The organism is Spirosoma sp. KUDC1026 (genome assembly GCF_013375035.1).
Taxonomy (GTDB): domain Bacteria; phylum Bacteroidota; class Bacteroidia; order Cytophagales; family Spirosomataceae; genus Spirosoma.
Genome location: NZ_CP056032.1, coordinates 1147634 through 1159653, shown reverse-complemented (window position 1 = coordinate 1159653; position 12020 = coordinate 1147634). Strand labels below are relative to the sequence as shown.

The window sequence follows — 12020 nt, the reverse complement described above, 5'->3', positions numbered from 1 at the left end:
TCATCTATGGATTAGGGCATTGAAACGTTCAGGCGACCAAACAGGAAGCGGCCGTTGAAACCGCCCTGGTTCGAACCGAACAGAAAACGGCCCCGGTTCGACGCATCACGACCTGATGCGTAGTCAATCGAACCGACCGCGTTACGTGGGTCGATGTAGATCTGGTTCGGATACACGTCGAGCAGGTTATTTGCGCCAACCGTCAGCGAAATGATTTTGTTCACCCGGTAATTGAGTGTTAGGTCGGTAATCCAGATCGGCGTAAAAGTCTGATCGATGTAGGGCGCGCCGTTCTCATTCCGGGCGAACTGGGCGTTGTAGTACGCACCGCTCGCGTTCGTGGCGTACGGATCGAGGTTGGTTTTATTCGTTACCGAGCCAAAGCGAACGGTTCGCGCCGTAATATCAAACTTACCAATCGAGTACGTAGCACTCAGGTTGATCTTGTTCTGCGGCTGACCCGTTTCCAGCAGGGCTACCTGCGAGCGGTCGAAGAAGATATTGCGGAACCACGTATCGGGGTTACCACCTTTGCCTTCATTATTGGCTGCACTGTTGATAACTGGTGTTGGATTGATCGACTGAACGAGATTTTTGTTGAAGTTGATTGCAGCCGTGATACTGAGCTGCCCAGCCCCTACTTTCATGCGTTCGGTAGCGACGATGTCGATACCCCGGGTTCGGGTGTTAGCCGCGTTGGCGAAGAAGCGAACGTTGTTGATACCCACGTACTGATCGGCGGCAAAGCCCAGCACGGCACGACTGAACGAACCCGAGTACAGAATCCGGTCTTTAATGTCAATCTGGTACGCATCGATCGTGATAGAAAACTGCCGGCCCAACTGGCTGGTCAGCCCCAGCGTATAGTTTACCGACGTTTCGGGGCGCAGGGCATCGACACCAATGGTCTGCCGGGCAATCGGGTTGTCGTTGTTTACGGTCAGAGTGTTTGACGGAATACCGCTCACAAACTGCGTACTGGTGTTCTGGAAATAGCGTTGGTGCAGGCTGGGTGCCCGGAAGCCGGTACTGATAGCCCCCCGCAGGTTCAGCCCGTCAAAGATCCGTAACCGGCCCGCCAGTTTACCCGTCAGCTTCGAGCCAAAATCCGTGAAATTTTCGTAGCGCGCGGCCGCGTCCAGCAGCAGCCGGCGGAACAGTTCACCCTCGACATCAGCGTACAGGCTTATGTTCGAGCGCGATTTGTTGATGGCATCCGATGGCTGATAACCGGGGAATACCTGCGAGCCAGGCAGTGCCAGCGTCGTTCCAGGCGACGCACCATTGATGGTATAAGGAGCCAGCGGAACCGATTTTCTGATGTCGGCCCCAATGTATGAGTTGGCTTCCCCGGCTTCAATCCGGAAGTTCTCCATACGGTACTCGGCCCCGAACGCCAGGTTCAGGCTGCGAACGCCCCACTTCTGCTCATACAGGCGCGAGAAATCGAGGTTTGCCGTATTCTGGCTGAATCGCAGATTCCCCGCATAGAACTGTGTCTGCTGTGTATTGCTGTTTGGCAGCGAAGCATTGCCCGAGTTCTCCACGTCGAACCGGAAGGCATTCTGGCCATAGGTATTACTCAGGTCCATATTCCACTGACCAAGTTTGGTTTTGTAGCCCGCCAGTAACGACCGGTCGTTGATCGTTGCTTTGATGGCTGGCAGAAACCCGTCCGGGTAGAAGAGCGAGCCATCGGCGCTGAGCGGCTGTTGCACCCGCGATACGGGAATTCGATTGTTTCCATAACCCGTGCCGGTCCGGTACGAAGCGCCACCGGTGAAATAAAAATTCCCACTCTGACCAACGGGCAGGTTACCATTCGCGAAAAGTTCGTAGTTCCGCGCCGACGAGTTACCGATAACCATGTTGTGCCGATCATAACCACGCTGCTGGATGAGTGTCTGATCCTGGGCCAGCAACTGCGTCCGGAAGGTGTTTTGCACCTGCCCGGTGGGCGTTGCTGGAAAGCCCGCGTTAGCACCCAGGTAAATCGTCGGCGCATTGTCCTCACCACTGCGGTTTGTTCGGCCCCGGTCCTGCACCTGGCCGGCAATCATTAACGAACCCCGCGATCCCAGGCGAAACCCTTTTGAAATATCGAACTGCAACACACCACCGTCGTGCAGTCGCTGGCTGCGTTGCTGGGTCCCCCCTCCGATAATGGGTACATTGTAATTCATGGTCGTAAAGCTCTGGCCACCAGTCAGCGACGCAGTCAAACCACTATATCCTTTTTTGAGGACGACGTTGATTACCCCGGCAATGGCATCGGAACCATACTGAGCAGCAGCGCCATCGCGCAACACTTCAATACGTTCAATGGCCGCTACCGGGATGGCGTTCATGTCGGTTCCAACCGAACCACGGCCCACCGATCCGTTAATGTTGACCAGCGCCGTCGTATGCCGACGTTTGCCGTTTAGCAGTACCAGGACCTGGTCGGGCCCAAGTCCCCGCAGCGAGGCCGGGTCGATGTGGTCCGTTCCGTCCGTTACAGTCTGGCGGTTTGAGTTAAACGAAGGGGCTACGTAGTTCAGGATCTGGCTGACGTCGACCTGAGCGAATCCTTTTAACTCTTTGGTTGAGATTACATCAACGGGGGCCACCGTCTGAATATTAGTCCGGGCGGTCTGCGCCCGTGAACCCGTAACAACCACTTCTGACAGGCTGGACGCGCTTTCTCGTAGTTTCACATCGACTGTGGTTGTACCCCCGGCTTCGACGCTAGTCGTTACTCCCTGCGATCCGTATCCGACAAAACTTACCCGTAAGGTGTAATTGCCGGGCGCTACCTGTAAGGTGTAATTCCCTTCGGCATCGGTTGTCGCGCCAGCACTTGTGTTCAGAACGGTCACCGTGGCCCCGGGAATAGCCGAACCGGTAATCTCGTCGGTAACTTTCCCTTTGATTCCCTGTGCCAGCACTGATGCTAGTGTCAATAAACTAAACGTAAAACTTAATGCAATTCGACTCTTTAAGTAATTATTTAACATAGGTTACGTATTTGTACTCATTGCAAACATATAAAATATTATTTTACATTTCTATTAGTTCATCAAATTATAAAAAGTATATAGTTAATAATACCAAATAAATAATAGGCAGGGTTTAACACCAGCCATACAGAAAACACAAAAAAAGGGCCGCCACATGGCGACCCTTTTCAACGAGTGATTCAGTTAATTACTTAGCTGACACCAGCTCAATGTCGAACCGTAATGGCGCATACGGCGTAATTACATAGCGGTTATTGCTGACTACTCCCGTTGTTCCATACCCAAGTGTGGATGGGAAGATAATAGTGGCCGATTCTCCGATCTTTAATTTCGCCAGACCTTCTTCAAAACCTTTTACGTACGTATTACGACCCAATACAGCATCGAACGTACTGGTTCCTGTACTGTCAAAAGCCGATGCCGAACGTAGCATTTTACCTTTGTATCGAATGGTCAGCGTCTGGCCAATACCTGGCGTGGAGGCTCCTGCTACTTCTTTCGTTCTGATGAACCGCAGTCCGGTCCCGGTCGATTCGATATTCATAAATTTCTGAGCCGTGATGTACTCATTAATTTGCTCATCCTGCGTCCGGGAGCGGTTCAGCGTTACGTCGAACCGAACAACTGAATAAGCGGGCAGATTCTTTTTAGCTTCACTGCCATAACCCAGGTATGAGGGGATCAGCAGCGCCGTCGTTTCTCCTTCCCGCATCAGACTTACGCCTTCTTCCAGGCCGGGCAGAATTGAGTTTACGCCCAGTGGGTAGTAAACCGGGTATCCTTTTATGGTTGTATCGACGATCGCGCCCGTCAGTATATTGGTCGCCTTGTACGTAAATTCAACCTCTTCGCCAACAGCCGCCTGTTTAGCCGTTGGCTTAGCCACGAGCGTCCGGTAATAGAGCCCCGTGCTGCTCGGTGTCCATTGAGCGTTACTCTGCGTAACGTAATTCTTAATGTCGGTATCGTTCTGCGTGTATTGTTCGGTTGATGAATCGACTGATTTCATACAGGCGGTCAGACCGCTCATTAATACGACGCCGAGGATGGGTAAAAAGAGCTTGCGCATGAAAAAAACTATTAACTACCAATTGTTACTACGCTTACTGACCCCTATTCGTGGCGAAACGTTGGCAAACCGTTGACTTTTTTTTTACCAGTCAGGGCAGCATAACCTGATCGATAACGTGTAGAACGCCATTATTAGCCACCTGATCGGCCGTTTTAACGGAACCCGTCCGGAAATTACTGTTGCCTTTGAGCGTAACCAGCCCCCCGGCAACAATCGTTGTGAATCGACTATTATTAAACGAAGAAATCAGCGACCCCGTCTGAATCTGATTCGAAAATACCAGCCCCGACACCATATGATAGAGCAGCAGATTCGCCAGCGTCTGCTGATTGGCGGAAGCGATGGCTGTCTGAGTTGTAAACCGACCGTCGGCCTGGAAGGCGGCATTATTGGGCGCAAACACCGTAGCCGGGTTTGTCATGGATGTAGCGGTCGTGCTGAACGTAGTGGCAATCGTTGTATTCGTTGTACCCACCCGCCGGATGGCAGCCGCCAGTAGTGTCAGGTCCGGATTGCCCTCGATAGCCGCCAGCAGATTTCCGGTTGATGGTGTCAGCACCCGATCAATAACCTGAATATAGCCATTGGCAGTTGCTACGTTAGTCCGCGTAATGCTGGCATTATTGATCGCAATAACCGCGTCGCTGGTTTTGTTGATAAACGCCGTACCCTTATTCGCCATATCGATGGCGTTCTGCCCCGTTGGCAACGCCCCGGTTTCGACGGGCGCAGGCAGCAGATGATATAGCAGCATCGCCTGAACCTGACCGGGTGTACGGGCGCGGATAGCCGCATCATTACCCAAACCGGCGGCTGTAAACGCAGCATTGGTTGGTGCAAACAGCGTCAGGTTACCGCCTTTGAACGTATCACCCAGACCGGCGTAATTCATGGCCGCCCGTAACATACTGAACTGTTCATCTTCCAGTATAATATCCGTAATGGTTTTGGGCTCGGCTACGGTCGCTTCTTCCGGGCTGCACCCGATGGCAGCCAATACGATTCCCAGAACAATAAGCGTGTGGCGAAAGCCTGTCAGCAGAAAACGGCGCATAATAGTGTAAACGATCTTGAACTCGGGCGGCAGTATTGAAACGTCCGTAGCGGGTCGATATTTCATCGTTTCCCGGCTCGCCGATCATCCGCCAGCTATTTCACCCGAATCGTGTCCGCAAATATACGCGAATCCGACGGCCTCGTTTATTAACCAATTTGCGTATTCCCTGAAGGGCAACGTACTGACCTTCTGCGTAAATTTCTGTAACTTCGCGGTCTTGTTAATAAATCTTAAAACTCCCCTATTGGGATGAAGGAACTCATTGAGCCGAGCAATGTGCCTCAGCATATCGCCGTTATCATGGATGGAAACGGACGCTGGGCAAAACAGCAGGGCGCAGCACGGGTGTTTGGTCACCGCAGTGCGATCAAGGCAGTCCGAGAAGTTACGGAAGGATGCGCCGAATTAGGCGTCAAGTTCCTGACGCTCTATGCATTTTCTACCGAGAACTGGAACCGTCCGAAGTTTGAAGTTGATGCGCTGATGACGCTACTGGTACATACAATCAAAGGGGAAATTAAAACGCTGATGGACAACAACGTCCGGCTGGCAACGATTGGGCAGACCGACAGCCTGCCAGCCGACTGCCGCCGGGAACTGGCCGATGCGATTAAAGCCACCCAGCAAAATACGGGTCTGACGTTGATTCTGGCGCTTAGCTACAGCGGCCGCTGGGAAATTCTCGAGGCCGCCCGCCAGCTGGCAGCAGCGGTGCGGGACGGTCAGATTCAGCCCGAGCAGATCAACGAAGCACTCTTCAGTCAGCACCTGGCAACAGGTGGGATTCCCGATCCCGAATTGATGATCCGGACCAGTGGCGAAATGCGAATCAGCAATTTCATGCTCTGGCAGCTCGCCTACTCCGAACTGTATATGCCCGAAGTATTGTGGCCCGATTTCCGTAAAAAACACCTGCACGAAGCCATTTTAAGCTATCAGCAGCGTGAGCGCCGGTTTGGTAAGACCAGCGAGCAATTAACCAGCTAGTTCACTTGGGCGTAGATTGCTGATTAACAGCAATTTTTACTGACTTGTCTTGCAACCAATCGCCCAGAAAAAGAATCCCCACAAGTAACAAATAATACGTACTTCAACTTGGAACACCGTATAAACGTTTTATTGGGAGCAACGCTTTTGCTCATTAGCCTGCTGCCCGCAACCGTTCAGGCACAGGTACGCGTTGGCGTCGGTCGTGGCGTAGAAGCACCGGCCAGCAACGACGATCTGCTGAATTACGCTAACCCTAAGGAATACGAAATTGCCAGCCTGAACGCAACCGGTACCCGTTACCTTGACCCGAACTCGCTGGTTTCGCTGGCCGGTCTGAAAGTGGGGGATAAAGTACGTATTCCGGGTGAAATTGTCGGTTCGTCCAGCCGCAAGCTCATGGACTCAGGTTTGCTCGACGACGTTGAGCTTAAAGCCAGCCACGCGGGTGAGGGTAAAGTAGCCCTCACGTTTGTTGTGCGTGAACGTCCCCGGCTATACCGGGTATCGTTTATGGGGGTTAAGAAAGGCGAGCAGGACCAGCTTAAAGACAAAACAAAGCTGAACCTGGGCAAGATCGTAACCAACACGATCATCAAGAACACACAACTGGCCGTCAGGAAGTACTTTGTTGACAAAGGCTTTTTGAACACGAAAGTCAAGATCACGACCATCCCCGATAGCAGCCGGAATAACGCGACCCTACGGGTTCTGGTCGACAAAGGCCAGAAAGTTAAGATCGCCAAGATTACTTTCGACGGTCGGGAGGAACTGGATGATGCGACTGTCCGGATGAAAATGAAAAGTACCAAACAGAAACGGTTTGGTCGTCTGTTCAGCCCGTCCAAGTTTGTTCCCAAGAAATACGAGGAAGATAAGCAGAAGCTAATCGAGTACTATAACAAACTTGGTTACCGCGATGCGATCATCGAAGACGACAGCGTTGTTCACAACCCGGATAATACCATCAGTCTTCGCATTAAGCTCGACGAGGGACACAAATATTATTACCGCAAGGTCGACTTCTCGGGTAACTATCTGTACCCGGCCGATCGGCTGCGGGAAGTGCTGGGCGTCGTCAAAGGGGATGTTTACAACCCCGAAGACCTCGAAAAACGGCTCAACGGCAACCCTGGTCAGGATCTGAGCTCGCTCTACATGGACGATGGTTACCTGTATTACAATGCGCAACCCATCGAAAAATCAATCGACGGCGATTCAATCGATCTGGAGATCCGAATTTTTGAAGGGAAACAGGCGTCAATTAACCGCGTTGTACTGAACGGCAATACAAAAACCAGCGACCACGTGGTGATGCGGTCGATCCGGACGCTACCGGGCCAGAAGTTCTCTAAAACCTTGCTGATCCGGACGCAGCGCGAATTAGCTACGCTGGGTTATTTCGATCCGGAGAAAATCGGCATCAATCCGGTTCCGCAAACCGACGGTACGGTTGATATCGAGTACACGGTCGAAGAAAAACCATCCGATCAGATTGAATTGTCTGGTGGCTGGGGCGGTTACGTTGGTTTCGTCGGTACGTTAGGTCTAACATTTAACAACTTCTCGGCGCGTAATATTCCGAATTTTGGCGCCTGGCGTCCACTACCCGCCGGCGATGGACAACGGGTGCAGGTTCGTTTTCAGGCCAACGGTCAGCAATATCAGGTGTACTCAATGTCATTCACGGAGCCTTGGTTAGGTGGCCGCAAGCCAAACGCGTTCTCGATTAGTGCCAGCCATACGGTTTATAAGTCGTTCTATGACGTAAATAACCCTTATGGTAACCTATATCAACCCCTCAAAGGACGTGCCCCAACGGGATCGTATACCAACACCGCCTTCACGGTAGGGCTTGGCCGTCAGCTGAAAGTCCCCGATGATTATTTTACGTTGAGCAACTCGCTGTCGTACCAGCGCTACAACCTGAATAACCTGGATATTTTCTATATCGGTTACAGCAACGGTATCTCGAATAACCTGACGTTCAACACGACGTTGGCACGTAACAGCATTGACAATCCACAGTTCCCACGGTCGGGGTCGTCGTTCTCGCTGAGCGGTTCGTTAACGCCCCCCTGGTCGGCCTTCCGGGGTACCTCAGCCTTGTCAAGCGCGGAAGATCAGTACAAACTCGTTGAATACCACAAATGGATGTTCGACGCCAGCTGGTTCCAGACGGTATTTGGCAAGCTGGTGCTGAACGCACGGGCGCACATGGGTTTCCTGGGTAGCTATAACCGTCGGACGGAAATTGGTCCATTCGAACGCTTCGTCCTGGGTGGTTCGGGTCTAGCCGGACAAGGTCAGTTTGCCCTGGCGCAGGACATTATCGGTCTGCGTGGGTATGATGACCGGAGCGTTTACACCGCCGACTACGACCAGACAACCAACTCGAACGTACGGAGCCGTGGTGGGGTAGCCTACAACAAATTCGTAGCTGAACTGCGGTACCCGGTTTCGCTTAACCCATCGGCAACCATCTTTGTGCTGGGCTTCCTCGAAGCTGGTAACAACTGGGGAAGCTATAGCCAGTATAACCCGTTCGATCTGAAACGGTCGGCTGGTTTTGGTGCCCGGATCTTTATGCCCGCCTTTGGTCTGATCGGTATTGACTACGGCTATGGCTTCGACCGGATTCCAGGCGTGAAAGAACGGCCATCGGGTCAGTTCCACTTCACGATTGGCCAGCAGATCAGATAGATAAGAATCCGGCCGCTTTATTCGTTTAATCAGGAGAGGAATTTAGTTAACCAATCGAGCTCCTGATTAAACGAAAGCCAGTCGGATCTGTCTAAAAAATACCTGTTTTACAAAAGCAGCTTTTATCTGAAAATCAACCACTCTGCGCAAAAATTGACTGGTTATCAATGAAAAAAAACCTATTTTTTGTATTTTTGTGCGCTGTTTGGCTGGTTCCTTCTGCAAAAGCGCAAAAGTTCGGTTACGTCGACACGGAGTTTATATTCAGCAAGATGCCCGAATACCAGAAAGCGCTGACGGAGATCGACAAGTTTACTGATAAGTGGTCGAAGGACATTCAGGACAAATACGTCGAGATTGATAAACTGCAGAAGATGTACCAGGCCGAAGAAATCCTGCTGACGGACGACATGAAACGCGACCGGCAGCGGATTATCAGCGATAAAGAACGGGAAGCAAGAGAGTACAACAACAAAGTGTTCGGTTACCAGGGGCTGCTTTTTGAAAAGAAAAAAGAACTGATGAAAGCGCCCATGGAGATTGTCAATCGGGCGATTGAAAAAGTATCTCAGCAAAAAAAGTTGAACTTTATGTTTGATAAAGCATCTGACTTTGTAATGCTCTACACCGATCCCCGTCATGATTACACGGACTATGTCATGGAGGAGTTAGGCCTCGACGCAGCCAGCAAATCAACGGCTGGAGCTGCCCCCGCAACAAAAACAACCACAACAACAAACCCCAAATAGTCTCTTTTAATTAATCCCAAAATGAAGAAAAACCTCGTCATGGCGTTTGCCGTAGCTCTCTTAGCAGGCGGTCTTAACGCACAGGCACAAGCCCCAACCGCAGCCCCAGCAGGTGCACTGAAGTTAGGGTATACGAACATTGATTACGTACTGGCTCAAACGCCCGAAGCTAAAGATATCCAGAACCAGTTGACCATTCAGCGCACGCAGTCGGAAAACGAAATGAAGCGCATGAGCAAAGAGCTGGAAGATAAGTACGAAGCGTATCAGAAAGGTGCCGCTCAGATGTCGGACGTGATCCGTAGCGACCGCGAAAAAGAACTCCAGGGCCTGCAAACCCGGCTTCAGGAGTTCGGTCGGACTGCTGAACAGTCGCTGCAAACTAAATACCAGTCGCTGGTAAACCCGGTTGTTCAGAAAATCCAGAAGGCTATCGACGCCGTTGCCAAGGAAGAATCCTATCAATACGTATTCAACCTGGACGCTGGCTCGAACACCATCCCCATTCTGCTGGTTGCTCCGGAAGAAAACAACATTACGGAGTCGGTCCTGAAAAAATTGGGTATCGACCCAGCAAAAGCAGCCGCTGCTGCTGCTGCGCAGACACCCGCTTCGACCACGGCACCTGCTAAGCCTGCTACGACGGGCAGCAGCACAACGACTGTTCCAAAGAAAAAATAGTCGTTGCGAGTCTGTTAACTGCTCAAAAAAAGCCCTTCCTGACGAAGGGCTTTTTTAGTAACCATCTGGCTCGACGTGCCGACTTGGCTGGTTTTACGAGCCAGCGCGGGGAAATAAATACCTGACAATATCTTCAGTATCTCCCCTTTCGTAAAATCTTCGCCCTATTTTTGCGTTCTTCAAAACGAACTACCATCTGCTCATCGCTTATGATCCGTCTAATCGGTAGCATCGTGTGGCTTCTACTGACTTCCTTATTGGAGAATAGTTACGCCCAGGATACAAAGCAAATACAACTCATTTTCCCATCACAACCGAATTGGAACGTAGTACCCGAAGGAGGCACTGTCCGTTTTGATCTGAAGGCGATAGCCGCTTCTGGTGATACCATTACGTTCTCGCTGGGGCAGGACAAACTGGAAGGCATGCTGCTTGATTCGCTGGGTCATTTTAACTGGACACCCGGTTACAATCTGGCTGATCGCATTCAAACGACCCATACGTACCCGGTTACTTTTGAGGCCCGCAGTAAACACGGGCAGAGCGCTGACCAGACTATCGAGTTTAAGGTCTTACATGTAAACCGTCCGCCTACTGTTGGCGATCTGCGTCCTTTCTACGTTGGTTACCGTAAGGAGAATGTCCATAAGATCGACCCGGAAGTGGTGTATGATGCTGATGGTGATCCGATTGTCTTTATCCCCATTGCTGATCAAATGCCCGAAGGCAGCAAACTCTCTTCGCAGGGCGAGTTAAGCTGGACTCTTTCTCAGCAACAATTTAATAAGCTTCGACAGCAGCCTCAGTACATTGAGTTCTGGGTGGAAGATCAACCGTCTAAAACACGCACCAAAGGACGCTTGAAAGTTGAGGTCACTCAGATGGACCTGGCTCCTGAAATCACTCTGGTGCCCCGGGAAACGTATTACAAGCTACGTGAGAACGCCACGGTCAACTTAAAATTCTATCTGGAAGATCAGAATGGCGATGACGACGTAACAACCTTCGATTTTCTGTCCGACAATCAGCAGATTCCCAAAACAGCGCTGGTTAAGAATACCAATAATCAATACGAGTTTATCTGGACGCCAACTTACGATTTCGTTAAGGACCCACTTGACAGCCTGACGGCGAACATTACTTTCTTTGCGCTGGATAAGGCTCAGAACCGGGATGAGAAGAAAGTTCGCTTCACCGTTTTGAACACAGTCAACGAGCAGGAGAAAGACCGGTACTATTACGCTCAGTATCGTCAGTTGCTGGTTCAGGCATGGGGTTTGGTCGAGCAGCTCAGTGAGAAAGAAGAGCAGCTCAAACGCGACTACCGGCGGGCCAAAAGCGGCAAGCGTAACCGTTCCGTCGCCAATGCCTCGCTGGGTGCTATAACGGGGGTATCGCCTGTCATCACGGCACCTAACGCCAAATACGTATCAGCCGTGGGTGGAACCGCCGTCTTGACGATGGGTACGCTCGAAGCCACGGAGGTTATTGGTAAGTCCATGAAAGACCTACTCGACCGGTACAATTACGTACTGGGTAAGCGCAGCGAAATTCAGAACAAAGGCGATGTATTCGCCCGTGAATATTCCCTGAAATCGAGTCGGCGCAGTGGTGAGTTCATCAAGAAGCTGGATGAATTCCGAAATGCGCTCAGCCTGAGCGGTCTTGTTGCGTTGGAATTAGATGCCAACTGGCAGAGTAAAAAAGAAGCTACCGACAATGCGATTAAGCGCCGGTTCAAAGATTTTGCCGCGCTGGAAGAAACACAGTAG

General features: G+C 51.3%; 8 protein-coding genes. 5 read left to right on the top strand and 3 right to left on the bottom strand.

Annotated elements, in window-relative coordinates:
• Nucleotides 1-11: 11 nt before the first annotated feature.
• The 3 genes from HU175_RS04950 to HU175_RS04940 all read right to left on the bottom strand — a co-directional run bounded on the left by HU175_RS04950 (nucleotide 12) and on the right by HU175_RS04940 (nucleotide 5191).
• Complete coding sequence (locus HU175_RS04950; protein ID WP_176565529.1) at nucleotides 12-2942, bottom strand: TonB-dependent receptor; 2931 nt, start codon at nucleotides 2940-2942, stop codon at nucleotides 12-14.
• Nucleotides 2943-3186: 244 nt separating this feature from the next.
• On the bottom strand, nucleotides 3187-4068 hold the full coding sequence (locus HU175_RS04945; RefSeq protein WP_176565528.1) for an FKBP-type peptidyl-prolyl cis-trans isomerase: 882 nt from the start codon (nucleotides 4066-4068) through the stop codon (nucleotides 3187-3189).
• Nucleotides 4069-4159: 91 nt separating this feature from the next.
• Nucleotides 4160-5191 (bottom strand): fasciclin domain-containing protein, encoded by a 1032-nt coding sequence (locus HU175_RS04940; protein WP_228724325.1) that lies wholly within the window; start codon nucleotides 5189-5191, stop codon nucleotides 4160-4162.
• Nucleotides 5192-5377: 186 nt separating this feature from the next.
• Between HU175_RS04940 and HU175_RS04935 the strand changes: the two genes are divergently transcribed.
• From HU175_RS04935 to HU175_RS04915, 5 genes are all read left to right on the top strand, one after another.
• Nucleotides 5378-6115: an isoprenyl transferase gene (locus HU175_RS04935; RefSeq protein ID WP_176565527.1), complete on the top strand. Its 738-nt coding sequence runs from the start codon at nucleotides 5378-5380 to the stop codon at nucleotides 6113-6115.
• Nucleotides 6116-6223: 108 nt separating this feature from the next.
• Nucleotides 6224-8818 carry an outer membrane protein assembly factor BamA gene (gene bamA / locus HU175_RS04930; protein ID WP_176565526.1) on the top strand — a complete coding sequence of 865 codons (2595 nt, stop codon included), beginning with the start codon at nucleotides 6224-6226 and terminating at the stop codon, nucleotides 8816-8818.
• Nucleotides 8819-8985: 167 nt separating this feature from the next.
• Nucleotides 8986-9567, top strand: coding sequence for an OmpH family outer membrane protein (locus tag HU175_RS04925; RefSeq protein WP_176565525.1), 582 nt, complete (start codon nucleotides 8986-8988; stop codon nucleotides 9565-9567).
• Between the two features lie 21 nt (nucleotides 9568-9588).
• Nucleotides 9589-10248 carry an OmpH family outer membrane protein gene (locus HU175_RS04920; RefSeq protein WP_176565524.1) on the top strand — a complete coding sequence of 220 codons (660 nt, stop codon included), beginning with the start codon at nucleotides 9589-9591 and terminating at the stop codon, nucleotides 10246-10248.
• Between the two features lie 209 nt (nucleotides 10249-10457).
• The gene (locus tag HU175_RS04915) at nucleotides 10458-12020 is read left to right on the top strand and encodes a hypothetical protein (RefSeq protein ID WP_176565523.1); all 1563 of its coding nucleotides are present in this window, start codon (nucleotides 10458-10460) and stop codon (nucleotides 12018-12020) included.

What these genes read in the sequence shown, in the direction of transcription:
- HU175_RS04945 (WP_176565528.1), bottom strand. Translation starts at nt 4,068, where the DNA reads ATGCGCAAGCTCTTTTTACCCATCCTCGGCGTCGTATTAATGAGCGGT.
- HU175_RS04940 (WP_228724325.1), bottom strand. Translation starts at nt 5,191, where the DNA reads ATGAAATATCGACCCGCTACGGACGTTTCAATACTGCCGCCCGAGTTC.
- HU175_RS04935 (WP_176565527.1), top strand. Translation starts at nt 5,378, where the DNA reads ATGAAGGAACTCATTGAGCCGAGCAATGTGCCTCAGCATATCGCCGTT.
- HU175_RS04925 (WP_176565525.1), top strand. Translation starts at nt 8,986, where the DNA reads ATGAAAAAAAACCTATTTTTTGTATTTTTGTGCGCTGTTTGGCTGGTT.
- HU175_RS04920 (WP_176565524.1), top strand. Translation starts at nt 9,589, where the DNA reads ATGAAGAAAAACCTCGTCATGGCGTTTGCCGTAGCTCTCTTAGCAGGC.
- HU175_RS04915 (WP_176565523.1), top strand. Translation starts at nt 10,458, where the DNA reads ATGATCCGTCTAATCGGTAGCATCGTGTGGCTTCTACTGACTTCCTTA.